The organism is Enterobacter sp. BNK-34, assembly GCF_048684445.1.
Lineage (GTDB): Bacteria > Pseudomonadota > Gammaproteobacteria > Enterobacterales > Enterobacteriaceae > Enterobacter > Enterobacter pseudoroggenkampii.
This window is the reverse complement of sequence record NZ_JBLQUA010000001.1, coordinates 3171637-3194220: the sequence shown is the minus strand read 5'-3', so window position 1 is coordinate 3194220 and position 22584 is coordinate 3171637. Positions and strand designations below refer to the sequence as shown.

The window sequence follows — 22584 nt, the reverse complement described above, 5'->3', positions numbered from 1 at the left end:
GCAACGGTTTGCGCGCTAACAATTGTCTAAATTGACAGGCAAATTATGATATTTGGTTTTTTACTTTATTTGTGATGGGGAGCAAATAAGAGGGGGAAATAAAAAAGGCGAGGAATAATATCCTCGCCTTTTCGGGTCAGCGCGGCGTTACTTGTTCAGTTCCGCCAGGCTCAGCCAGGTTTGCACCACGGTGTCCGGGTTCAGGGACAGGCTATCAATCCCCTCTTCCATCAGCCATGCGGCAAAGTCTTCATGGTCGGATGGACCCTGACCACAAATCCCAACGTATTTACCCTGCTTCTTCGCCGCGCGGATGGACATGGAGAGCAGCGCTTTCACCGCCTCGTTACGCTCGTCGAACAGCTCGGAGACCACGCCGGAATCGCGGTCCAGACCCAGCGTCAGCTGCGTCATGTCGTTCGAACCGATAGAGAAGCCGTCGAAGTGCTCCAGGAACTGCTCGGCCAGCAGGGCGTTGGACGGAATTTCACACATCATGATGATCTTCAGCCCGTTCTCGCCGCGCTTCAGCCCCTGACGCGCCAGCTCGTCCACAACCGCTTTCGCCTGATCTACGGTACGTACGAACGGGATCATGATCTCCACGTTGGTCAGCCCCATGTCGTTGCGCACGCGCTTCACTGCCTCACACTCCAGCGCGAAGCAGTCGCGGAAGCTGTCGGACACGTAGCGTCCGGCCCCGCGGAAGCCAAGCATCGGGTTCTCTTCTTCCGGCTCGTAGCGCTCACCGCCGACCAGGTTGGCGTATTCGTTAGACTTAAAGTCAGACAGACGCACGATCACGCGTTTCGGATAGAAGGCGGCGCCCAGCGTCGCGATCCCTTCGGTCAGACGGCCGACGTAAAACTCTTTCGGCGAGTCGTAACCTTTCATCATCTCGCGGATTTCGTTCTGCAGCTTCGGCTCCTGGTCGTCAAACTCCAGCAGCGCACGCGGGTGAACGCCGATCATACGGTTGATGATAAATTCCAGACGCGCCAGGCCTACGCCTTCGTTCGGCAGGCAGGCGAAGTCGAACGCGCGGTCCGGGTTACCGACGTTCATCATGATCTTCAGCGGCAGGTCCGGCATGGTATCCACGCTGGAGCTCTTCACGCTGAAGTCGAGGATATCGGCATACACGTAGCCGGTATCGCCTTCGGCACAGGAGACGGTCACGTTCTGTCCGTCCTTCATGCGCTCGGTAGCATCACCGCAGCCGACAACCGCAGGAATACCCAGTTCGCGGGCAATGATCGCCGCGTGACAGGTACGGCCGCCGCGGTTGGTGACGATAGCCGCCGCTTTCTTCATGATCGGTTCCCAGTCCGGGTCGGTCATGTCGGTCACCAGCACGTCGCCGGGCTCAATACGGTTCATCTCGCTGATGTCGTGGATCACTTTCACCGGGCCAGCACCAATGCGGTGACCGATGGCACGGCCTTCCGCCACGATTTTGCCCTGGGCGTGCAGCGTATAACGCTCCATCACCTGGCCGCGAGAGCGGACGGTTTCCGGACGCGCCTGCACGATAAACAGCTTGCCGGTGTTCCCGTCTTTCGCCCATTCGATATCCATCGGACGGCCGTAGTGTTTTTCAATCTGCACCGCCTGCTTCGCCAGCTCCTGCACTTCGGCGTCGGTCAGGGAGAAGCGGTCGCGCTGCTCCTGCGGTACATCTTCAATTTTAACCTGCTTGCCATGCTCCTGGGTCGGGGCATAGATCATGCGGATTTTTTTCGAGCCCATGGTGCGGCGCACCACCGACGGACGGCCAGCGGCCAGCGTAGGCTTGTGGACATAGAATTCGTCAGGGTTTACCGCGCCCTGCACGACCATCTCACCCAGACCCCACGCGGAGGTGATAAACACCACCTGGTCGAAGCCGGATTCGGTATCAATGGAGAACATCACGCCGGATGAGCCCACGTCCGAGCGCACCATGCGCTGCACGCCAGCGGAGAGCGCGACGCCGCGATGGTCGTAGCCCTGGTGCACGCGATAGGAGATGGCGCGGTCGTTGAACAGGGAAGCAAAAACGTGCTTCACCGCCACCAGCACCGCATCGTAACCCTGGACGTTCAGGAAGGTTTCCTGCTGCCCGGCAAACGAGGCGTCCGGCATATCTTCTGCGGTTGCAGAGGAACGCACGGCAAAGGAGGCCTGCGCATCGTCAGCAGAGAGCTGGTTGTACGCGTCGTGAATGGCTTTTTCCAGTTCCGGCTGGAAAGGTGTGTCGATGATCCACTGGCGGATCTGCGCCCCGGCCTTGGCAAGCTCGGTAACGTCATCAATATCCGTTTTATCCAGCAGGTCGTAAATGCGCTGGTTAACACCGCTCTGGTCTAAAAACAGGTTAAAGGCATCGGCGGTGGTGGCAAACCCGTTCGGTACGGAGACACCCATACCCGACAGATTTGTAATCATTTCACCCAGGGAGGCATTTTTGCCCCCAACTCTGTCTACATCATTCATGCCGAGTTGGTTATACCAAAGCACCAGCGGTGACGAGCCATTGTTGGACATCGAAACAATCCTTTTGTGATATTTGATCGGAGTAAGTAACACCTGACTACGTATTTATACTGGCATATTTATTAGCGCTAAAAAAACGGTGAATCGTGTAAGCAATTTAAAATTTCAACTTTTCGGATACTTTCCCACCAGGCATTAACCCGATGATTCCTATATTTTCAGCCAGAAACCCCAAAAATAAAGTCGCTATTTGAAAAATGAAATCCACTTTTCAGGAAAATCAAAAACGCCGTTTCATTTATAATTAAGATAAGTTCTTTGCTGTGTAATTTACTTTTTTAATTTATGCTTTCAGACAATTAGGTCTGATATTCAGGGTGAGTAAAATGGATAGTGCTGTCGATCGCCACGTTTTTTATATTTCTGATGGTACGGCGATCACCGCCGAGGTCCTGGGCCACGCGGTGATGTCGCAGTTTCCCGTTTCGATAAACAGCATCACGCTGCCGTTTGTCGAAAACGAGAGCCGCGCCAAAGCGGTGAAGGACCAGATTGACGCCATCTACCAGCAGACCGGCGTCCGCCCGCTGGTGTTCTACTCGATCGTGATCCCCGAGATTCGCTCCATCATTCTGCAAAGTGAAGGCTTCTGCCAGGATATCGTGCAGGCGCTGGTGGCTCCGCTGCAAAGCGAACTTAAGCTCGATCCGACGCCTATCGCCCACCGCACCCACGGGCTGAACCCCGGCAACCTGACCAAGTACGACGCGCGTATCGCCGCCATTGACTACACCCTTGCACATGATGACGGTATCTCTCTGCGTAATCTCGACCAGGCGCAGGTGATCCTGCTTGGCGTGTCGCGCTGCGGCAAAACCCCGACCAGCCTCTATCTGGCGATGCAGTTTGGCATTCGCGCCGCAAACTACCCGTTTATCGCTGATGACATGGATAACCTGGTGCTGCCTGCCGCCCTTAAGCCGCTGCAGCACAAGCTGTTCGGCCTGACGATCAACCCGGAACGCCTTGCGGCCATCCGCGAAGAGCGCCGCGAGAACAGCCGCTACGCCTCTATGCGCCAGTGCCGTATGGAGGTCTCCGAAGTGGAAGCGCTGTATCGCAAAAACCAGATCCCGTGGCTGAACAGCACCAACTATTCGGTTGAAGAAATTGCCACCAAAATTCTCGACATCATGGGGCTTAACCGCCGCATGTACTAATATGCTAGTACATTAGCTCAGATTCAGGTATCATCATCTGCAACCACGGGGCGGTGTCGCCCCGAACTTGAAATCAGCAGGGATTGGTTTAAGGTGATGCCCATCACTTCCCGGTAGTCTGCCGATGAAGCAAAAATTTTCTGAGACATTCCATGAATAAAACCGATGAACTCCGCACTGCGCGCATTGACAGCCTGGTCACGCCGGCTGAACTGGCCCAGCGGCATCCTGTTTCCGCCGCCGTCGCGGAACACGTGACGGCTTCCCGCCGCCGCATTGAAAAAATCCTCAATGGTGAAGACAAACGTCTTCTGGTGGTGATTGGGCCTTGCTCCATCCACGATCTGGATGCCGCGATGGATTATGCAAAACGACTTCAGGGACTGCGGGATAAGTACCAGCATCGCCTTGAGATCGTCATGCGCACCTACTTTGAAAAACCGCGCACCGTGGTGGGCTGGAAAGGGCTGATTTCCGATCCTGACCTCAACGGCAGCTATCGCGTTAATCACGGTATCGAGCTGGCGCGGAAGCTGCTTTTACAGGTCAACGAGCTGGGCGTGCCGACGGCGACCGAGTTTCTCGATATGGTGACCGGGCAGTTTATCGCCGATCTGATCAGCTGGGGCGCGATTGGCGCACGCACCACCGAAAGCCAGATCCACCGTGAGATGGCCTCCGCCCTCTCCTGTCCGGTCGGCTTTAAAAACGGGACCGATGGCAACACCCGTATCGCAGTTGATGCCATCCGCGCAGCCCGTGCCAGCCACATGTTCCTGTCGCCGGATAAAAGCGGTCATATGACCATCTACCAGACCAGCGGTAACCCGTACGGGCACATCATTATGCGCGGCGGGAAGAAACCCAATTACCATGCACAAGATATTGCGGCGGCCTGTGAAACGCTGGCCGAGTTCGACCTGCCGGAACATCTGGTGGTGGATTTCAGCCACGGCAACTGCCAGAAGCAGCATCGCCGCCAGCTGGACGTCTGCGACGAGATCTGCCAGCAGATCCGCAGCGGTTCAACCGCCGTTGCAGGGATTATGGCCGAGAGTTTTATCAAAGAAGGCACGCAGAAAATCGTTGCCGGACAGCAGATGGTGTACGGCCAGTCGATCACCGACCCGTGCCTGAGCTGGGAAGACAGCGAACTGCTGCTGGAGAAACTCGCAGCAGCCGTGGACACACGCTTTTAAAATCCAGTCCTTCTCCCTCTCCCTGTGGGAGAGGGTTGGGGTGAGGGCATCAGACCGCATCTCACCCCAAATTTGATCCCCTCACCCTTTTTTCACAAAAATGCTTGCCGTGAATTTGCAGTTTATTGATAATGATTATCATTGTTACATTGATTGTTATTTATAAACATTATGTCACGTACGGATAACAGCGCGGCAACGCCAGCAAAAACAGACACAGCACCAGCCCCTACCGAGCGTCGGATTGACAGCAAAACCCTGCTCGGCGATGAGGGCCGGGTCATTATCGAGCATGACGGCCAGCGCTATCTGCTGCGCCAGACCCATGCCGGAAAACTGATCCTCACAAAATAAACAACACAAAAAACTTCGCCAGCCACCCAGGTAAACCCCAGGCAGCCAGCGCTTTTCACTTCTTATGGAGAGTTGCTATGCCATACCTGCCTTCCGCATCTTTACGTCCGTCACTTCTGGCGCTGGCGATTGTCAGCACCCTGCCGGGCGTCGCGTTCGCCGCCACAGACGACATTACCGTCACCGCCACGGGCAACGCCCGCAGCGCCTTTGAAGCCCCCATGATGGTGAGCGTGATTGACGCCACCGCGCCGGAGAAACAAACCGCCAGCTCGGCGGCCGACCTGCTGCGTAACGTCCCCGGTCTGACGCTGGACGGCACCGGGCGCACCAACGGGCAGGACGTCAACCTGCGCGGCTATGACCGCCGCGGCGTGCTGGTGCTGGTTGACGGCGTGCGCCAGGGGACCGATACCGGCCACCTGAACAGCACCTTCCTCGATCCGGCGCTGATTAAACGTATCGAAGTGGTTCGCGGCCCGTCGGCCCTGCTGTACGGCAGCGGCGCGCTGGGCGGCGTGATTTCCTATGACACCGCCGACGCCAACGATCTGCTCGAACCGGGTAAAAACAGCGGCTACCGCGTGTTTGGAACGGGCGCGACGGGCGATCATAGCCTCGGGATGGGGGCTAGCGCCTACGGTCGCACCGACACCCTGGACGGTCTGGTGGCCTGGTCCAGCCGGGATCGCGGCGATATCCGCCAGAGCGACGGAGCAACCGCCCCTAACGACGAATCCATCAACAACATGCTGGCGAAAGGCAGCTGGAAACTCGACCCGGCCCAGACCCTGAGCGGCTCCCTGCGCTACTACAATAACGCCGCTCAGGAGCCGAAAAACCCGCAAACCACCGGGGCGGACAGCAGCAACCCGATGACCGCTCGCTCCACCATTCAGCGTGACGCGCAGGTGGGCTACCGCATCGCCCCGGAAGGTAACGACTGGCTGAACGCCGACGCGAAGGTCTACTGGTCCGAAGCGCGCATTAATGCCCAGAATATCGACAACAGCGGCGAGTTCCGCAAGCAGACCACCAAAGGCGGCAAGGTGGAAAACCGCACCCGCCTGTTCAGCGACACCGTTGCAGCACACCTTCTGACCTACGGCGGAGAATACTATCGTCAGGAGCAGCATCCGGGCGGGGCAACCACCGGCTTCCCGGACGCGAAAATCGACTTCAGCTCCGGCTGGCTGCAGGATGAGATCACCCTGCGCGATCTGCCTGTTACCCTGCTGGGCGGCACGCGCTATGACAACTACCGCGGCAGCAGCGACGGCTACAACGATGTGGATGCCGATAAGTGGTCATCCCGCGCCGGGTTAACCGTCAGCCCGACCGACTGGCTGATGCTGTTTGGCTCTTACGCGCAGGCCTTCCGTGCGCCGACCATGGGCGAGATGTATAACGACGCCAAACATTTCTCCATTGGCCGCTTCTATACCAACTACTGGGTGCCCAACCCGAACCTGCGCCCGGAAACCAACGAAACGCAGGAGTTTGGTTTTGGCCTGCGCTTTGACGATCTGATGCTTGCCAACGATGCGCTGGAGTTTAAAGCCAGCTATTTCGATACCAAAGCCAAAGACTATATCTCCACCACCGTCGATTTCGCGGCGGCAACCACCATGTCTTATAACGTCCCGAACGCCAAAATCTGGGGCTGGGACATGATGGCAAAATACTCGGCCGACCTCTTCAGCCTCGACCTGGCCTATAACCGCACGCGCGGGAAAGACACCGATACGGGCGAGTACATCTCCAGCATCAACCCGGATACCGTCACCAGCAAGCTGGACGTTCCGGTGGCGCAAAGCGGGTTCTCCGTCGGCTGGATTGGGACCTTTGTCGATCGCTCAACGCATATCAGCAGCAGCTACAGGGAGCAGCCGGGCTATGCGGTCAACGACTTCTATGTCAGCTACAAAGGCCAGGAGCGACTCAAAGGCGTGACCACGACGCTGGTACTCGGCAACGCCTTCGACAAAGCATACTGGTCACCTCAGGGCATTCCGCAGGACGGTCGTAACGGCAAGATTTTCGTAAGCTATCAGTGGTAATTCCCTTCGGGGCAACTTTTCAGAAGGAAGAGACAATGAATCACTACACGCGCTGGCTTGAGCTAAAAGAAGCCAATCCGGGTAAGTACGCGCGCGACGTCGCGGGGTTAATGAACATCAGTGAAGCAGAGCTGACCTTTGCCCGCGTGGGTCACGACGCCTGGCGACTGCGCGGTGACATCCGCGAAATCCTGGGCGCGCTGGAGGCGGTGGGCGAAACCAAATGTATCTGCCGCAACGAATACGCCGTTCACGAACAGGTAGGGAACTTCACCAACCAGCACCTGAACGGCCACGCTGGGCTGGTGCTGAACCCGCGCGCGCTGGATCTGCGCCTGTTCCTCAACCAGTGGGCGAGCGCGTTTCACATCAGTGAAGCCACCGCCCGCGGCGAGCGGCAGAGCATTCAGTTCTTCGACCACCAGGGCGATGCCCTGCTGAAGGTCTACGCCACGAATAACACCGACGTTTCCGCCTGGGGCGACGTGCTGACCCGCTTTATCTTTGCCGACAACCCGCCGCTGGCGTTGAGGATGGCCGATGCCCCGGCTCATGCTGAAAACGCGGATGCCGCGCTTGTGGACAAAGAGTGGCGCGCCATGACCGACGTTCATCAGTTCTTCAGCCTGCTCAAGCGCCATAACCTCAGCCGCCAGCAGGCGTTTCGCCTGGTGGGTGACGATCTGGCCTGCCGGGTAGGAAACACCGCGCTGGCGCAGCTCCTGGAGACGGCGCGCCTGGACGGTAACGAAATCATGGTCTTCGTGGGCAACCGCGGCTGCGTGCAGATTTTCACCGGCGCGGTGGAAAAGCTGGTGCCGATGAAAGGCTGGCTGAACGTCTTTAACCCAACCTTTACCCTGCATCTGCTTGAAGGATCCATTGCGGAAACGTGGGTCACGCGCAAGCCGACGGCTGACGGGCATGTCACCAGCCTGGAGCTGTTTGCCGCCGACGGAACGCAAATCGCCCAGCTCTACGGCCAGCGTACGGAAGGCGAACCGGAGCAGAGCCAGTGGCGCATCCAGATTGACGCCTTAACGGCGAAAGGGCTGGCCGCATGAAACGGTGGCTTGCCCTGCTCAGCGCCCTGCCCCTGCTGGCGTCAGCTGCGCCGCAGGAGAAAATCGTTACCCTCGGCGGCGATGTCACCGAGATTGTCTACGCTCTCGGCGCGGCGTCCTCGCTGGTGGCCCGCGACAGCACCAGCCAGTGGCCGCAGGCGGCGAATTCGCTGCCTGACGTGGGCTATCTGCGCCAGCTCAATGCGGAAGGGATCTTATCCATGCGCCCCACGCTGGTGCTGGCCAGCGCTCAGGCGCAGCCGTCTCTGGCGCTAAAGCAGGTTGAGCAAAGCCACGTCAGGGTGATCTCGATTCCCGCCGGTAACGACCTGAGCGTCATTGACGAAAAGGTGCGGATCGTCGCTGCTGCGACGCACCGCGAGGCCGAGGGGGAGGTCCTGCGCAGCACGCTGCGCCAGGCGCTGTCGGCGCTTCACGCGTCACCGCTCAATAAACGGGTGCTGTTTATTCTCAACCACGGCGGGATGACCGCCATGGCCGCCGGACAACAGACCGGCGCGGATGCGGCCATTCGTGCAGCGGGCCTGCAGAACGCGATGCAGGGGTTCACCCGCTATCAGCCGCTGTCGCAGGAGGGCACGATCGCCAGCCGACCCGATCTGGTGGTGATTTCTCAGGACGGGATCAACGCCCTTGGCGGTGAAGCGAATCTGTGGAAACTGCCCGGCCTGGCGCAAACCCCGGCAGGACGGAACAGGCAGGTGCTGGCAATTGACGATATGGCGCTGCTGGGCTTCAGCGTGCGAACGCCGGAAGCCATCCGGCAGCTGCGTGCCAAAGCGGAGCAACTGCCCTGATGTCCCGGCGGATAGCCTTATCGTTATGGATGCTGACCGCGATCCTGACCGTCATGACGCTCGCAGCGAGCGGGGTTGGGGCATTACACCTGCCGGCCAGCCTGCTGTGGGACGGCAGCGACGAGGCGCTGCGTCAAATCTGGCTGACGATCCGCCTGCCCCGCGTGCTGCTGGCGCTGGCGATCGGCGGCTCACTGGCGCTGGCGGGCTGCGTGATGCAGGGGCTGTTTCGCAACCCGCTGGCGGACCCGGGACTGCTCGGCATCAGCAGCGGCGCGGCGCTCGCCGTCGCGCTGTGGGTGGTGATTCCGCTCTCGCTGCCTGCCCTGGTGATGCTGTACGCCCCGATGCTGGCGGCGTTTCTCGGCGCGCTGGCCGCCACCGTCGTGATTTTCCTGCTCAGCCGGCAGCGTGACGCTTCCCTGTCGCGCCTGCTGCTGGTAGGCATTGCCATCAACGCCCTGTGCGGCGCCGCCGTCGGGGTGCTGTCATGGCTCAGCAATGATGCCCAGCTTCGCCAGCTTTCGCTCTGGGGAATGGGCAGCCTCGGCCAGGCGCAGTGGTCAACCCTGCTGGCCGTCGCGTCGCTGATGGTCCCCACCGCGCTGGCGATCTGGCGTCTGGCAGGCGCCCTGAATTTACTGCAGCTGGGCGATGAAGAGGCGCACTACCTCGGCGTGGAGGTTGCCGCCGTGCAGCGGATCTTGCTGTTGTGCAGCGCCCTGCTGGTGGCCGCCGCCGTGGCGGTCAGCGGCGTGATCGGCTTTGTCGGCCTGGTGGTGCCGCACCTGGTGCGCATGTGGCTGGGGGCCGACCATCGGGCCGTGCTCCCCGGCTCGGTGCTGGCCGGTGCGCTGCTCCTGCTGGTTGCCGATACGCTGGCGCGCAGCCTGGTCACCCCGGCGGAAATGCCGGTTGGCTTATTGACCAGCCTTCTCGGCGCGCCGTGGTTCCTGTGGCTTATCTTTCGTCGCGGAGGTGCGCATGGCTGAACGCTATTGTGCAGAAAACCTTGTTTTTCGCGCCGGACAACGCACGCTGATTAACGACGTGTCGCTGACCTTATCTCAGGGCGAGCTGGTGGCGCTGATTGGCCCCAACGGCGCCGGAAAATCAACGCTGTTGCGGCTGCTGACCGGCTACCTTAAGCCTGCGGGCGGACGGTGCAGCCTGGCGAGCACACCGCTTGCGGCCTGGCAGCCGGACAGGCTCTCCCGCTACCGGGCGGTGATGCGCCAGAACACGCAGCTCGGATTTGACTGGCCGGCTGAGGCGGTGGTCGGTATGGGGCGAGCGCCCTGGACCCGCACGCCAGAAGCGTCGGTTATTGAGGAGGTTATGGCCATCACCGGCTGTTTACCGCTGGCGGGCAGGCAGTTTGCCGCACTCTCCGGCGGCGAGCAGCAGCGCATTCAGCTCGCCCGCGCGCTGGCTCAGCTCTGGTGCGACGGCGCGCCGCGCGGCTGGCTGTTCCTTGATGAACCCACCTCTGCGCTGGATCTCTATCACCAGCAGCATCTCCTGCGCCTGCTGAAATCCCTGACCAGCCGGGGACATCTGCACGTGTGCACGGTGCTGCACGACCTCAACCTGGCGGCGCTGTGGGCGGATCGCATCCTGCTCCTGCACAGCGGCAGGATCGTGTCCCAGGGAGAGCCGGAAACCGTTTTGCAGGCCGATGCGCTGGCGCGCTGGTACGGCGCACAGGTTCACGTCGGCAGGCACCCGGCTCACGCCGCGCCGCAGGTGTTTCTCGCCCCTTAATCGGGCTGGTAAAAATCCTTCAGCGTTTCCAGCAGGGCATGCGCCGCTTTTGAAAGCTGCGTGTGCCCGGGATGGATCACTCCGATACACTTTTCAATGGGCGGGCTGTCCAGCGGAATACAGACCGCGCCCAGCGACGCCATCTGCGTCTTGCATAGCGCCGGTACGGCGCTGCCGCCCAGCCCGCTTGCGACCATCCGCCCGACCGTCACCAGCTGATGGCTCTCCAGCGCGACGTCCAGCTTTCTGCCGCTTCGCGCCAGCTCCTCTTCCATCATCAGACGCACCGCAGAGGGGCGCTGCAGGGTGATGAAATCCAGCGTCAGCAGCGCTTCCCATGTCAGGCGTTTTTTGCCCGCCAGCGGGGAGTCCTTCGGCACAATGGCAACAAACCGGTCGAGGCCCAGCGGGGTAAACAGCAGGTTGTGCGTGGGCGCGGGTTCAAAGGCGATGCCCATCTCAACCCGCCCTTCCCGTACCATCTCAATCACCTGCTCGTTAATCACGTCATGCACGGTGACGTTGATCCCGGCATGGCGATCGCGAAACGCTTTTAGCACCTCGGGCAGAACATTCGCGGCAAACGACGGCATGGCCGCGACCGAGATTTTACCGCGCTGCAGGGTAAAGCACTGGTGCATCGCCTCTTCGACATTATCCCAGTCGGCAAGCAACTGCCGCGCCATCGGCAAAAACGTCTCGCCCTCCTGCGTCAGCGCGACCTTGCGCGTGCTCCGCTGCAGCAGCGGTCCGCCCAGCGCATCCTCCAGCGCTTTAATCGTCAGGCTCAGGGCCGGCTGGGAGAGATTCAGACGTTCGCTGGCGTGGGCGAAATTCAGAGTGTGAGCTACCGCTAAAAACGCGCGTAACTGTTTGACACTCATTCTCATTTTTCTTCCTGTTAACTAATTGAAAAAATTTAGTTAACAGGAAATTAATAAAAAAACCAAATGAGTGGGTCACAAATTCAAAATTAACAAATGAGTCGCCGCCCCTAATGATACCGCCACGGTTAAGAGGAGGAATGACGATGGCGGGACTGGATAAGCGCGTCGACAGCTATGCGCAGGCGCTGGATGGGCTGACGGACGGGATGACTTTGCTGGCGGGCGGCTTCGGCCTGTGCGGGATTCCGGAGAACCTGATTGCAGAGGTCAAACGCCGTCAGGTGAAAGATCTGACGGTGGTATCAAACAACTGCGGCGTGGACGGTTTCGGTCTCGGGCTCCTGCTCGAAACGCGGCAGGTTCGCAAAGTAGTGGCCTCTTACGTCGGCGAGAACGCGCTGTTCGAGCGGCAGGTGCTGAGCGGTGAACTGGAGATTGAACTCACGCCTCAGGGCACGCTGGCGGAAAAGGTGCGCGCGGGCGGTGCGGGTATTCCGGCATTTTACACGGCCACCGGCTACGGCACCCCCGTGGCTGCCGGCAAAGACGTGCGCCAGTTTGCCGGTAAGCATTACATCCTTGAAGAGGCCATTACCGGTGATTTCGCGCTGATCAAGGGCTGGAAAGCGGACTGGTACGGCAACGTCGTCTACCGGCATACCGCGCAAAACTTTAATCCGCTGATGGCAACGGCGGGCTGGATAACGGTCGTCGAGGTGGAAGAGATTGTTCCCCCGGGCGAGCTGCCCCCGTCGGCCATTCATACACCGGGCATTTACGTCGACAGGCTGATTGTCGGCCAGTTTGAAAAACGCATTGAACAGCGCACGCTGCGCGCGGAAGGAGTGTGACGATGTTAACCCGTGAACAGATGGCCATGCGCGTCGCCCGCGAGCTGCGCGACGGGTATTACGTCAACCTGGGGATTGGTATCCCTACCCTGGTGGCGAACTACATTCCGGAAGGAATGGACGTGATGCTCCAGTCGGAAAACGGACTGCTGGGGATGGGGGCTTTTCCTGACGAGCAGAGCCTCGACGCCGACATGATCAACGCCGGTAAACAGACCGTGACCGCACGGACAGGCGCGGCCATTTTCGACTCGGCCCAGTCGTTTGCCATGATCCGCGGAGGCCATGTTGACCTGACCGTGCTGGGCGCGTTTGAGGTGGACGTCGAGGGCAATATCGCCTCGTGGATGATCCCCGGAAAGATGGTGAAGGGCATGGGCGGCGCGATGGATCTTGTCGCCGGGGCGCAGAACATCATTGTGGTAATGACCCATGCGTCAAAAAACGGTGAATCAAAGCTGCTGTCGCGCTGCACGCTGCCGCTCACGGGCGCAGGCTGCATCCGCCGGGTCTTAACCGACCTCGCGCTGCTCGAGATCGCGGACGGCGCGTTCATCCTGCGGGAATACGCCCCCGGCGTCAGTATCGACGACATTGCGGCTAAGACCGCCGGGAAATTAATTGTGGCGGACGACGTTCGCGAGATGCGCTTCAGCTGAGGACTTACGATGAAAGAGGTCATGATTGTCGGGGCAACGCGAACCCCCATTGGCAGTTTTCGCGGATCGCTATCTTCCCTTTCAGCTGCTGAGCTGGGGGCCATAGCGGTGAGTCGTCTGCTGGAGAACAGCGGTCTTCCAGCTGAGACGATAGATGAGGTGATTTTCGGTCAGGTGCTGACGGCGGGATGCGGACAAAACCCTGCGCGCCAGACGGCCATCAACGCCGGATTGCCCGTCCGCACTCCAGCGACAACGGTCAACCTGGTCTGCGGTGCGGGCTTGAAAGCGGTGCAGCTCGCCGCGCAGGCGATCCGCTGCGGCGACGCGGATGTGGTTATCGCTGGCGGTCAGGAGAGCATGAGCAATGCCCCTTATCTGCTGGACGGCGCACGTTCAGGGCTGCGTTTTGGCCATACGGGCCTGCAGGACAGCATGATTACCGACGGTCTGTGGGACGCGTTCAACGATTATCACATGGGGATCACCGCTGAAAACGTTGCCCGTGAGAATGACATTTCCCGCGAGCAGCAGGACGCCTTTGCCGCCCGGTCGCAGCAAAAAGCGGCCGCCGCCATCGAAGCGGGTCGCTTTGACACCGAGATAGCGCCGGTGACGGTGAAACAGGGTAAAAAACCGCCGCTTATCGTCAGCCGTGACGAACAGCCCCGGCCAGGGACCAGCGCTGAGCAGCTTGCGCAGCTGCGCCCCGCCTTTTTGCAGGTGGAAGGCACGGTCACGGCGGGAAATGCCTCCACGCTCAACGACGGCGCCGCTGCGGTGCTGCTGATGAGCGGCGAAAAGGCGCGGGAGAGCGGGTTGCCGATCCTCGGTCGCATCGTGAGCTATGCCGTGACGGGCGTTGACCCATCGGTGATGGGCATCGGTCCGGTCAGCGCCTGTCAGACCGCGCTGGCGCGGGCGGGCTGGACGCTCGATGACGTGGACCTCATCGAAGCCAATGAAGCCTTTGCCGCCCAGGCGCTGGCGGTGGGCAAGCAGCTCGGCTGGGATGCGCAAAAGGTGAACGTTAACGGCGGCGCTATCGCCCTCGGTCATCCGATTGGCGCCTCCGGCTGCCGCATCCTCGTGACGCTGCTGCACGAAATGCAGCGCCGTGACGTTAAAAAAGGGCTCGTCACCCTGTGCGTAGGCGGCGGGCAAGGCATTGCCCTGACCGTTGAGCGTTAAACATCTCGTTGGTACCCGAATAATAATGACAGTGAGGAGTCGTGATGAGTGTATTAATTGCCCTGGCGGCGCTGGCGCTGCTGATGCTGGCGGCCTATCGCGGATACAGCGTGATTTTGTTTGCGCCGATTGCGGCGCTCGGCGCCGTGCTGCTGACCGACCCGGGCGCCGTCGGCCCGACGTTTACCGGCCTGTTTATGGAAAAAATGGTCGGCTTCGTCAAGCTCTACTTCCCGGTGTTCCTGCTGGGAGCGGTGTTTGGCAAACTGATTGAGCTTTCCGGTTTCTCACGGTCCATCGTCGCTGCGGCGATTCAGATCCTCGGCCGGCGCCACGCGATCCCGGTAATTGTTCTCGTGTGCGCGCTGTTAACCTACGGCGGGGTGTCGCTGTTCGTGGTGGCGTTTGCGGTTTATCCGTTCGCCGCGGAACTGTTCCGCCAGAGCGGCATCCCTAAACGGCTGATACCGGCCACCGTGGCGCTGGGGGCATTCTCATTTACCATGGATGCCCTGCCCGGCACGCCGCAGATCCAGAACATTATCCCCACCAGCTTCTTTGGTACCAACGCCTGGGCCGCGCCGTGGCTGGGGCTGATTGGCTCGCTGTTTATTATCTTTTTTGGCCTGCTCTGGCTGGAGCGCCAGCGTCGTAAGGCGCTCAGCAACAACGAGGGTTACGGCACGGAACTGAAAAATGAACCGGAAACGCCGGACAACATTAACCTCCCTCACCCGCTGATTGCTATCTCCCCGCTGCTGGTAGTGGGCATACTGAACCTGCTGTTTACCCGCTGGATCCCCGGCTGGTACGGCACGACCCACGAGCTTACGCTTCCGGGTCTGGCGAAACCGATTGTGACCGAGGTGGGCAAGATCACCGCCATCTGGGCCGTGGAAGCGGCACTGATCTCAGGTATCGTGCTGGTGCTGATTTTTGGCTTTCGCAATATCCGGGGGCGTCTGGCTGAAGGCAGCCGGACCGCGGTGAGCGGTGCCATTCTGGCGGCGATGAATACCGCCTCGGAATACGGTTTCGGCGCGGTTATCGCCGCCCTGCCCGGTTTTCTGGTGTTATCCCACGCGCTGGCGTCCATTCCGAATCCGCTGCTGAATGAAGCCATCAGCGTGACGGTGCTTGCGGGGATCACCGGCTCGGCGTCCGGCGGGATGAGTATTGCCCTCGCCGCCATGGCCGACTCGTTTGTCGCCGCCGCCCACGCCGCCAATATCCCGCTTGAGGTGCTGCACCGCGTGGCCTCAATGGCGAGCGGCGGTATGGATACGCTGCCCCATAACGGCGCGGTGATTACCCTGCTGGCGATTACCGGCCTCAGCCATCGCCAGGCCTACGGCGGCATTTTCGCTATCACCATCATTAAAAGTCTGGCAGTGCTTTTTGTCATTGCCGTGTTCTATCTGACCGGCATTGTGTAAGGAGAGAAAGATGAATCTGAACGGTAAGACCGCACTGGTGACAGGCTCGACCAGCGGCATTGGTCTGGGGATCGCCCGCGTGCTGGCGAAGGCCGGGGCGCAGCTGATCCTCAACGGTTTCGGCGACAGCGAATCAGCGCGAGAAGAGATTGCGCAACTGGGCAAAAAGCCGGGCTATCACGATGCGGACCTGCGTGACGTGCTGCAAATTGAAGCCATGATGCGCTACGCCGAATCGCAGTTTGGCGGCGTGGACATTCTTGTCAACAATGCCGGGATACAGCATGTCGCCCCGGTTGACGCGTTTCCGGTGGAGAAATGGAACGACATTATCGCCATTAATCTCTCCTCGGTGTTTCATACCAGCCGGCTGGCGCTGCCCGCCATGCGCGAGAAAAACTGGGGGCGCATCATTAATATCGCCTCCGTTCACGGGCTGGTCGCGTCAAAAGAGAAGTCGGCCTACGTGGCCGCCAAGCATGGCGTAGTGGGCTTTACGAAATCGCTTGCGCTGGAAACCGCGCGCACCGGCATTACCGCCAATACGATCTGTCCCGGCTGGGTGCTGACGCCTCTGGTGCAGCAGCAGATCGACAAACGTATCGCTGAGGGCGTACCGCCGGAGCAGGCTCGCGATCTGCTCCTTGCAGAAAAACAGCCTTCGGGCGAGTTTGTCACCCCGGAGCAGCTGGGCGAACTGGCGCTGTTTTTGTGTAGCGACATCGCAGTGAACGTTCGCGGCGCCGCGTGGAATATGGATGGCGGCTGGGTCGCGCAGTGATGCTCAGGCCGGGTTAGGCGTCGCCGCCGCCCGGCAAAAATCGCTAGCTTGAGCAGCTGACCTCCAGCCGCTTGCCCCAGTCAGGCGGGCGGCTGATGTAGTCGTCGTCCCGATCGGCAAACGGCGTGCGCAACGCCACGTGCAGACGGTGTAACTCGTCGTACTCGCCCTGCTCTGCCTGCTCAATCGCCCGCTGCGCCAGCCAGTTGCGCAACACCATCGCGGGGTTCGTCGCGTTCATCTGCGTCTGGCGGGCGGCGTCATCCACCTGCTCCTGCTGCAGCCGCGTGCGGTAGGATGCAAACCAGTCGTCAAACGCCTGTCTGTCAATAAACTCATCGCGCAGCGGCGAGGCGGCGCTGTACTGCTCCGTCTGCCCCAGCATCCGGAAGGTGCGCGTGTAATCGCTGCCCTCGCGCGCCATCAGGGCAAACAGGCCATTGAGGATGTCGTTATCGCCCTTCTCCTGCGTCACCAGCCCCAGCTTGTTGCGCATCAGCGTGCCATATTCCCGCAGTAAGATCTCCTGATAGCTGTCGAGGGCATCATTCAGGGCTTCAACTTCGATAAACGGCGACAGGGTTTGTGCAAGCCGCTGCAGGTTCCACAGGCCCACCGCGGGCTGATTGTCAAAACTGTAGCGCCCCTGATAGTCGGAGTGGTTGCAGATGTACCCAGGCTGATAATCATCCAGGAAGCCAAAAGGACCGTAGTCAAAGGTCAACCCGAGAAGCGACATGTTGTCCGTATTCATCACGCCATGGGCAAAGCCTACCGTTTGCCAGCGGGCAATCAGGGTTGCGGTACGAGCCACCACGTCCCTGAACCAGAGAACGTATTTATCCGCCTCGTCCTGCAAATGTGCCCAGTGGTGACGAATGGCAAAGTCAGCCAGCTGGCGCACCTTTTCCGGCTCGCGACGATAGTAAAAATGCTCAAAATGACCGAAGCGCAAATGGCTTTGCGCGATACGCATTAGCATTGCACCCTTTTCCACGGTTTCACGCACAACCGGGGTATCGCTGGTCACGATCGACAGCGCGCGGGTGGTGGGGATACCCAGGGCATGCATCGCCTCGGAGCCCAGGCACTCGCGAATCGTTGAACGCAGTACCGCGCGCCCGTCGCCCATCCGCGAATAGGGAGTCAGGCCGGCACCTTTCAGGTGCCAGTCAACCGTCTCCCCGTTGGGAAGCTGTTGTTCGCCGAGCAGGATCCCCCTGCCGTCGCCCAGTTGTCCCGCCCAGACGCCAAACTGATGTCCGCTATAGACCTGAGCCAGAGGCTGCATACCGGCAAGAAGCGTTTCACCGCCCCAGACGCCAGCGCCCTCTGAACGCTGAAACAGCTCAGGCGGAATCGCCAGTTCTTCAGCCAGCAAATCGTTATGCCAGATAAGACGTGAATTGTGTAACGGTGTAGGTTTGAGTGCGGTGTAAAAGCCAGGCAACTCGTCATGCCAGTGAGCAGTAAAAGACAGGGTCATAAGTCCTCCTGCTTTTAGTGTAGAGGGTTTACCCGGACTTAAACACGGGCGAAAGCAAGGGTTATCGCTGCTGAACCAGCGTAGTGACGTGTTCTGCTGAGACGGCTGGCCAGAGAGCCCCCTGCATTGCACCAAAATTGAAGGACAAAACGCGCTGCAACAGGCCGTGGTCGTCAATGCCCGAGACAATCACTGACTGGCAGTGCGGCGTGATTTGCCAGAGGATTGCGCGCATAAAAGGCTCAAAAGAGAGCTCCGGGGCACGCTGCTGAATGAATCCTTTATCAAGGATGACCCGTTTAAATAATCCATCATAGACCGCTTTGAGCGAGGCGGCGCCTGCACCAAAGTTTGCCAGGACCAACGGGAAATGGATTGCCATTCTCGCCAGCTGCAGGTCGTCCTTTCCGTTATTTAAACCTGGATAATTCTCATTAGCAGTAAACTCAAGAAACGGATAACGCTCAAGGATTGAAACAGCGTTTCCATTACTTAATAAAAATTCAACTATTGCAGGTGTAATATTGATCCATGCAATTAACTGATGCTGAATAAAAAACAGTTTACAGGTATCAAGCAATTGCAGTTTTTCGTCAAACAGCGCTAACTCTTCAGCCGCTGAAAGCCGAGGGATAACAAGCTCAGTGGGGATCCGCACATTGCTGCCGACGCCAGTAAAGTTAACCAGAATTTCTAAACCTTTCAGCTCACCTGCGCTATTACGGGCAGGCAGAAGCAGCAGTTCAGACTGGTAAGCATTATCTAGCGTAATAATCATTGCACTCGCCCCGCATTAAAGATGAGAGAGGACATCCTGGAGCAATTGCCGACACAATTCCACTGTCTTGATTTTAATAAGATTAATTTCATTAGTTCCGTATTAATTTTCAGATTTATCCCTGAATCTAAAATAATTTTATCCTGGTTGCAGAATAATAGCCAGTTTTAGATAAAACAGACACATGCAGGATTCGCTAATTTTAGGTAAATTTAACTTTAAGCATCTTATTTGAGAAAAAACGGCATGATTTATTCTTATCATGCCGTCATAAGAGAAGTATCCGACAAAGACTATATACGTCGTGCCTGCCAGAAATTTTTACGCCAGTAAACATTATCAAGAGAGGAGCGCATCACCCCGCGACTGGTCGAGGCGTGAATGAACTGATTGTCTGTATCATATATGCCCACGTGAAGACCGCTTTCACCCGAACCAGTTTTGAAGAAAACCAGGTCTCCGGGGAGAAGATCGTCTTTATCAATTTCAGTGCCGATTTCTGCCTGCTTGCGCGTTTCTCGCGGAAGCTGTAAATCAAACTTATCGCGAAACGTCATCAGAACGAAGCCGGAGCAATCCACACCGCCGCGGCTCATGCCGCCGTAACGATAAGGCGTGCCGCGCCAGTTGCTCAGCTGATCGTTAAGGCTGGCAATAACGGTGATCGAATCTGAAAGCCGTGGGTTAGGCGGCGGCGCACGATGGCTACTGCATCCCGCAAGAAAGAGTGTGGCCATCAGGAGAAACCAGAATCGCATTTTCAGACGAATCCTCTGCTTTTATTGTTCTTTTCGTAATTTAGCGTGCAATTGTGCTCACAGGCAAGAAACGGTTACGCCTGCCCGGTAGAAATCAGCATCTTATGTCCTTCTATATCCAGCCTGCGGAACGACATGTTGTATGCGCGGGCAAGATGGGGTGGCGTAAGAACCTGATCCCGCGCACCGCTGGCGATCATCTTTCCCTTCGAGAGCAGCCATACCCGGTGGGCATGACGCAGGGTGTGGTTGAGGTCATGGCTGCTCATCACCACGGCAATGCCTTTTCGGCTCAGGGTGCTTAACAGCGTATCCAGTGCCGCCTGCTGCGCCACGTCCAGACCGCTCATGGGCTCATCGAGAAGCAGCATCCGCCCGTGAGGATTGCCGGCCGGGTGGATCTGAAGGATGACAGCCGCCAGGCGCACCCGCTGCCACTCTCCGCCGGAAAGCTGGCTGGCGTGCCGGGACAGTTTATCTTCCAGCCCCAGAGCCGCGGCCACGTCCGTCAGCAGTGACGTTTGTTGTTTGTCGTGCAAATGCAGCATCAGATAGTGCCAGACCGGCATCGCAAAGGGCGGCATCTGCTGCTGCACGAGGTAACTGCGCCGATGTGCCAGCGAGACCGGCGACCAGTCGGCGAGCGTATGCTCCAGCAGCGTTATCTGCCCTTCTCCGTCGGTCATGCCTGCCATCCGTGCCAGCAGCGTACTCTTCCCTGCACCGTTTGGCCCGACGAGATGCAGAATTTCTCCCGCATTGACGGCACCGGATATCGCCTCCAGACGCCCCTTCTCGGCAACGTCCGTGAGCTGCATCAGCAATGACATTATTTCGCCAGCGCCAGCTTGATCGATTCCATGAGGATCGGATCCTCAGGGGTCGTATCCGGCGAAAAGCGCTGAACCACCTGTCCGTCGCGACCAATCAGGAATTTTTCAAAATTCCACAGGATATCGTCCGGGTAAAGCGGCGCGCGGCCTTTGCTGGCCATGCGTTCATAAAAACCGCTTCCTTCCGGCGCAACGGCCTTCGGCGCGGCAGCAATAAGCTTCGCATACAGCGGATGGCGGTCTTCACCGTTGACATCGATTTTGCTGAACATCGGGAACGTCACGCCATAGGTGGTGCTGCAGAAGGTTTTGATCTCCTCTTCGCTGCCCGGCTCCTGGCCGAGGAACTGGTTGCACGGGAAGCCCAGCACGGTGAAACCGTCTTTCTCCCAGGCCTTCTGAATGTTTTCCAGCTGCTCGTACTGCGGCGTCAGGCCACATTTGGATGCCACGTTGACGACAAGCAACACGTTGCCTTTGTAGCCTTCCAGCGTGGTTTTCTCGCCGTCAATGGTGGTCACTTCAGTATTCAGGATAGTTGACTGCATAGCATTCCCTCAGGTTGTCTTACGGCTAGTTGATTTAACGTCCAGCTTTTAATAGTAGCCAGATAAAGACCGGCGCGCCCAACGTGGCGGTCACCACGCCAATCGGCAGCTCTGCGGCCGTCAGGGCTAGCCGGGCGATGATATCGGCCACCAGCAGCGTGACGGCCCCGGCGACCGCCGAGGCCGGAAGCAGAGTCCTATGGTCCGTGAGGCCACACAGACGCAGCATGTGCGGAATAACCAGCCCGATAAAACCGATCGCGCCCGCCAGAGCCACGCTGACGCCAACCAGCCAGCCAATGACGATCACCAGCACATTACGCCAGAACCCAATCGGCATGCCGAGCTGTCGGGCAGAGGTTTCACCCAGCGCGAGCATATTCAGCGGCTGCGCCTGCAGGGCAGCCCACACGATGGCCGGTACCAGCAGCGCCATCAGCCAGCCCTGGTGCCAGTCAACGCCCCCAAAGCCGCCCATCATCCAGTACATCAGCTGACGCAGGTCAAAGGAAGTTGAGAAGTAGACCGCCCAGGTCATCAACGCGCTACAGATGATCCCCAGCGCCACGCCGGCAAGCAGCAGACGGCTGGTCGATAAGTGCCGTCTGGCGAAGCGAAGGAGGATCGCTGTGATCAGCAATGCGCCGAGAATAGCGCTCAGGCTAATACTCCATCCGGAGAGTTCTCCCCCGCCCAGCATCACCGCTGCAATCAGCCCCACGCCTGCCCCGTTCGACACGCCAAGCAGCCCGGGCTCCGCCAGCGGATTATCAAAAAGCGCCTGCATAATGGTGCCGCACAGCGCCAGCGCGGCACCCACCAGAACCACCGCGACGGTGCGCGGCAGGCGAATTTGCCAGACGAAGAGCTGCCCGTCCGGCCCCCACCAGCTTTCAGGCCCTATCCATCGGTCTCCGGCGCAGAGGCTCACGGCCGCGGCGACAATGAGCAATAGCACCAGCAAAAGCAGGCGACGCTTATCGGAACGGTGCTGGCGATGGGCATAATCAAGCATGTGTACGGTTTTAGTAGCGTGAGATGTAATTGATTTTACGGCGGGTTTGCCGGAGAGCGCAAAGAAAAAAGGCCGCGTGGGCGGCCTTTTTAGTTAGTTCATATTACTCTGCTTTGGGCGTTGCGTTTTCGACACGGCTTTTTAACTTCTGGCCGGGTCTGAAGGTCACCACGCGGCGGGCTGTAATGGGAATATCTTCCCCCGTCTTCGGGTTGCGGCCCGGACGTTGGTTTTTGTCTCGCAAATCAAAATTGCCAAAACCGGAGAGTTTTACCTGCTCACCATTTTCCAGAGCACGACGGATCTCTTCGAAAAACAGCTCTACCAGCTCTTTGGCATCCCGTTTGCTAAGCCCAAGCTTATCAAACAGATATTCTGACATTTCAGCTTTTGTAAGCGCCATAGGT

Annotated in this window: 22 protein-coding genes; 13 read left to right on the top strand and 9 right to left on the bottom strand. The window is 58.9% G+C overall.

All coding sequences use genetic code 11. From position 1 onward, the window contains the following. Nucleotides 1-147: 147 nt before the first annotated feature. Nucleotides 148-2526, bottom strand: coding sequence for a phosphoenolpyruvate synthase (ppsA, locus tag ACMGG5_RS15655; protein ID WP_420278147.1), 2379 nt, complete (start codon nt 2524-2526; stop codon nt 148-150). A gap of 335 nt (nt 2527-2861) precedes the next feature. Between ppsA and ppsR the strand changes: the two genes are divergently transcribed. From ppsR to ACMGG5_RS15615, 8 genes are all read left to right on the top strand, one after another. Next, the gene (gene ppsR, locus ACMGG5_RS15650) at nt 2862-3695 is read left to right on the top strand and encodes a pyruvate, water dikinase regulatory protein (RefSeq protein ID WP_023311315.1); all 834 of its coding nucleotides are present in this window, start codon (nt 2862-2864) and stop codon (nt 3693-3695) included. Between the two features lie 152 nt (nt 3696-3847). Continuing rightward, the gene (gene aroH / locus ACMGG5_RS15645) at nt 3848-4894 is read left to right on the top strand and encodes a 3-deoxy-7-phosphoheptulonate synthase AroH (RefSeq protein WP_008500645.1); all 1047 of its coding nucleotides are present in this window, start codon (nt 3848-3850) and stop codon (nt 4892-4894) included. A 171-nt stretch (nt 4895-5065) separates the two neighbouring features. Then, on the top strand, nt 5066-5248 hold the full coding sequence (gene hemP / locus ACMGG5_RS15640; RefSeq protein WP_024909414.1) for a hemin uptake protein HemP: 183 nt from the start codon (nt 5066-5068) through the stop codon (nt 5246-5248). Nucleotides 5249-5325: 77 nt separating this feature from the next. Next, on the top strand, nt 5326-7308 hold the full coding sequence (locus ACMGG5_RS15635; protein ID WP_420278146.1) for a TonB-dependent hemoglobin/transferrin/lactoferrin family receptor: 1983 nt from the start codon (nt 5326-5328) through the stop codon (nt 7306-7308). 35 nt (nt 7309-7343) lie between these two features. Next, nucleotides 7344-8372, top strand: coding sequence for a hematinate-forming heme oxygenase ChuS (gene chuS / locus ACMGG5_RS15630; protein WP_420278145.1), 1029 nt, complete (start codon nt 7344-7346; stop codon nt 8370-8372). Continuing rightward, nucleotides 8369-9190 carry a heme/hemin ABC transporter substrate-binding protein gene (locus tag ACMGG5_RS15625; protein ID WP_420278144.1) on the top strand — a complete coding sequence of 274 codons (822 nt, stop codon included), beginning with the start codon at nt 8369-8371 and terminating at the stop codon, nt 9188-9190. Before chuS ends, ACMGG5_RS15625 begins: the two co-directional genes overlap by 4 nt. After that, the gene (locus ACMGG5_RS15620) at nt 9190-10182 is read left to right on the top strand and encodes a FecCD family ABC transporter permease (RefSeq protein WP_420278143.1); all 993 of its coding nucleotides are present in this window, start codon (nt 9190-9192) and stop codon (nt 10180-10182) included. The genes ACMGG5_RS15625 and ACMGG5_RS15620 overlap by 1 nt, the downstream gene beginning before the upstream one ends. Then, complete coding sequence (locus tag ACMGG5_RS15615) at nt 10175-10954, top strand: heme ABC transporter ATP-binding protein (protein WP_420278142.1); 780 nt, start codon at nt 10175-10177, stop codon at nt 10952-10954. Before ACMGG5_RS15620 ends, ACMGG5_RS15615 begins: the two co-directional genes overlap by 8 nt. On the opposite strand, the gene ACMGG5_RS15610 is transcribed toward ACMGG5_RS15615, so the two are convergent. Beyond that, entirely contained in the window at nt 10951-11844 is an 894-nt protein-coding gene (locus ACMGG5_RS15610; protein ID WP_032645461.1) for a LysR family transcriptional regulator, read from the bottom strand. The genes ACMGG5_RS15615 and ACMGG5_RS15610 overlap by 4 nt on opposite strands. Nucleotides 11845-11984: 140 nt before the next feature. Between ACMGG5_RS15610 and ACMGG5_RS15605 the strand changes: the two genes are divergently transcribed. Genes ACMGG5_RS15605 through ACMGG5_RS15585 form a run of 5 tightly spaced genes read left to right on the top strand, consistent with a single transcriptional unit; the run spans nt 11985 to nt 16759 of the window. Further along, nucleotides 11985-12692: a CoA transferase subunit A gene (locus ACMGG5_RS15605; protein WP_420278141.1), complete on the top strand. Its 708-nt coding sequence runs from the start codon at nt 11985-11987 to the stop codon at nt 12690-12692. Nucleotides 12693-12694: 2 nt separating this feature from the next. Beyond that, nucleotides 12695-13351 (top strand): CoA transferase subunit B, encoded by a 657-nt coding sequence (locus ACMGG5_RS15600; protein WP_024909422.1) that lies wholly within the window; start codon nt 12695-12697, stop codon nt 13349-13351. A gap of 9 nt (nt 13352-13360) precedes the next feature. Further along, entirely contained in the window at nt 13361-14542 is a 1182-nt protein-coding gene (locus ACMGG5_RS15595; protein ID WP_420278140.1) for an acetyl-CoA C-acetyltransferase, read from the top strand. A gap of 41 nt (nt 14543-14583) precedes the next feature. Beyond that, the gene (locus tag ACMGG5_RS15590; protein WP_420278139.1) at nt 14584-15978 is read left to right on the top strand and encodes a GntP family permease; all 1395 of its coding nucleotides are present in this window, start codon (nt 14584-14586) and stop codon (nt 15976-15978) included. A gap of 10 nt (nt 15979-15988) precedes the next feature. After that, nucleotides 15989-16759, top strand: coding sequence for a 3-hydroxybutyrate dehydrogenase (locus ACMGG5_RS15585; protein WP_420278138.1), 771 nt, complete (start codon nt 15989-15991; stop codon nt 16757-16759). A gap of 43 nt (nt 16760-16802) precedes the next feature. Here the strand turns inward: ACMGG5_RS15585 and selO are convergent, their stop codons facing one another. The 7 genes from selO to ihfA all read right to left on the bottom strand — a co-directional run bounded on the left by selO (nt 16803) and on the right by ihfA (nt 22580). After that, complete coding sequence (selO, locus tag ACMGG5_RS15580; protein WP_420278137.1) at nt 16803-18245, bottom strand: protein adenylyltransferase SelO; 1443 nt, start codon at nt 18243-18245, stop codon at nt 16803-16805. Nucleotides 18246-18306: 61 nt separating this feature from the next. Next, complete coding sequence (locus tag ACMGG5_RS15575; RefSeq protein ID WP_420278136.1) at nt 18307-19023, bottom strand: EAL domain-containing protein; 717 nt, start codon at nt 19021-19023, stop codon at nt 18307-18309. Nucleotides 19024-19316: 293 nt separating this feature from the next. Beyond that, nucleotides 19317-19781, bottom strand: a complete 465-nt coding sequence (locus tag ACMGG5_RS15570) for a C40 family peptidase (RefSeq protein WP_023335377.1) — start codon at nt 19779-19781, stop codon at nt 19317-19319. A gap of 74 nt (nt 19782-19855) precedes the next feature. Continuing rightward, nucleotides 19856-20611 carry a vitamin B12 ABC transporter ATP-binding protein BtuD gene (gene btuD, locus ACMGG5_RS15565; RefSeq protein WP_024909428.1) on the bottom strand — a complete coding sequence of 252 codons (756 nt, stop codon included), beginning with the start codon at nt 20609-20611 and terminating at the stop codon, nt 19856-19858. Then, complete coding sequence (locus ACMGG5_RS15560) at nt 20611-21162, bottom strand: glutathione peroxidase (RefSeq protein WP_420278135.1); 552 nt, start codon at nt 21160-21162, stop codon at nt 20611-20613. Before ACMGG5_RS15560 ends, btuD begins: the two co-directional genes overlap by 1 nt. 34 nt (nt 21163-21196) lie before the next feature. After that, entirely contained in the window at nt 21197-22177 is a 981-nt protein-coding gene (gene btuC / locus ACMGG5_RS15555; protein WP_420278134.1) for a vitamin B12 ABC transporter permease BtuC, read from the bottom strand. A gap of 103 nt (nt 22178-22280) precedes the next feature. Then, entirely contained in the window at nt 22281-22580 is a 300-nt protein-coding gene (gene ihfA, locus ACMGG5_RS15550; RefSeq protein WP_003857805.1) for an integration host factor subunit alpha, read from the bottom strand. Nucleotides 22581-22584: the final 4 nt, after the last annotated feature.

Excerpts from the sequence above, each read along its gene's own strand:
- ppsA (WP_420278147.1), bottom strand. The coding sequence starts at position 2,526 with ATGTCCAACAATGGCTCGTCACCGCTGGTGCTTTGGTATAACCAACTC.
- ppsR (WP_023311315.1), top strand. The coding sequence starts at position 2,862 with ATGGATAGTGCTGTCGATCGCCACGTTTTTTATATTTCTGATGGTACG.
- aroH (WP_008500645.1), top strand. The coding sequence starts at position 3,848 with ATGAATAAAACCGATGAACTCCGCACTGCGCGCATTGACAGCCTGGTC.
- hemP (WP_024909414.1), top strand. The coding sequence starts at position 5,066 with ATGTCACGTACGGATAACAGCGCGGCAACGCCAGCAAAAACAGACACA.
- ACMGG5_RS15635 (WP_420278146.1), top strand. The coding sequence starts at position 5,326 with ATGCCATACCTGCCTTCCGCATCTTTACGTCCGTCACTTCTGGCGCTG.
- chuS (WP_420278145.1), top strand. The coding sequence starts at position 7,344 with ATGAATCACTACACGCGCTGGCTTGAGCTAAAAGAAGCCAATCCGGGT.
- ACMGG5_RS15625 (WP_420278144.1), top strand. The coding sequence starts at position 8,369 with ATGAAACGGTGGCTTGCCCTGCTCAGCGCCCTGCCCCTGCTGGCGTCA.
- ACMGG5_RS15620 (WP_420278143.1), top strand. The coding sequence starts at position 9,190 with ATGTCCCGGCGGATAGCCTTATCGTTATGGATGCTGACCGCGATCCTG.
- ACMGG5_RS15615 (WP_420278142.1), top strand. The coding sequence starts at position 10,175 with ATGGCTGAACGCTATTGTGCAGAAAACCTTGTTTTTCGCGCCGGACAA.
- ACMGG5_RS15610 (WP_032645461.1), bottom strand. The coding sequence starts at position 11,844 with ATGAGAATGAGTGTCAAACAGTTACGCGCGTTTTTAGCGGTAGCTCAC.
- ACMGG5_RS15605 (WP_420278141.1), top strand. The coding sequence starts at position 11,985 with ATGGCGGGACTGGATAAGCGCGTCGACAGCTATGCGCAGGCGCTGGAT.
- ACMGG5_RS15600 (WP_024909422.1), top strand. The coding sequence starts at position 12,695 with ATGTTAACCCGTGAACAGATGGCCATGCGCGTCGCCCGCGAGCTGCGC.
- ACMGG5_RS15595 (WP_420278140.1), top strand. The coding sequence starts at position 13,361 with ATGAAAGAGGTCATGATTGTCGGGGCAACGCGAACCCCCATTGGCAGT.
- ACMGG5_RS15585 (WP_420278138.1), top strand. The coding sequence starts at position 15,989 with ATGAATCTGAACGGTAAGACCGCACTGGTGACAGGCTCGACCAGCGGC.
- selO (WP_420278137.1), bottom strand. The coding sequence starts at position 18,245 with ATGACCCTGTCTTTTACTGCTCACTGGCATGACGAGTTGCCTGGCTTT.
- ACMGG5_RS15575 (WP_420278136.1), bottom strand. The coding sequence starts at position 19,023 with ATGATTATTACGCTAGATAATGCTTACCAGTCTGAACTGCTGCTTCTG.
- ACMGG5_RS15570 (WP_023335377.1), bottom strand. The coding sequence starts at position 19,781 with ATGCGATTCTGGTTTCTCCTGATGGCCACACTCTTTCTTGCGGGATGC.
- btuD (WP_024909428.1), bottom strand. The coding sequence starts at position 20,611 with ATGTCATTGCTGATGCAGCTCACGGACGTTGCCGAGAAGGGGCGTCTG.
- ACMGG5_RS15560 (WP_420278135.1), bottom strand. The coding sequence starts at position 21,162 with ATGCAGTCAACTATCCTGAATACTGAAGTGACCACCATTGACGGCGAG.
- btuC (WP_420278134.1), bottom strand. The coding sequence starts at position 22,177 with ATGCTTGATTATGCCCATCGCCAGCACCGTTCCGATAAGCGTCGCCTG.
- ihfA (WP_003857805.1), bottom strand. The coding sequence starts at position 22,580 with ATGGCGCTTACAAAAGCTGAAATGTCAGAATATCTGTTTGATAAGCTT.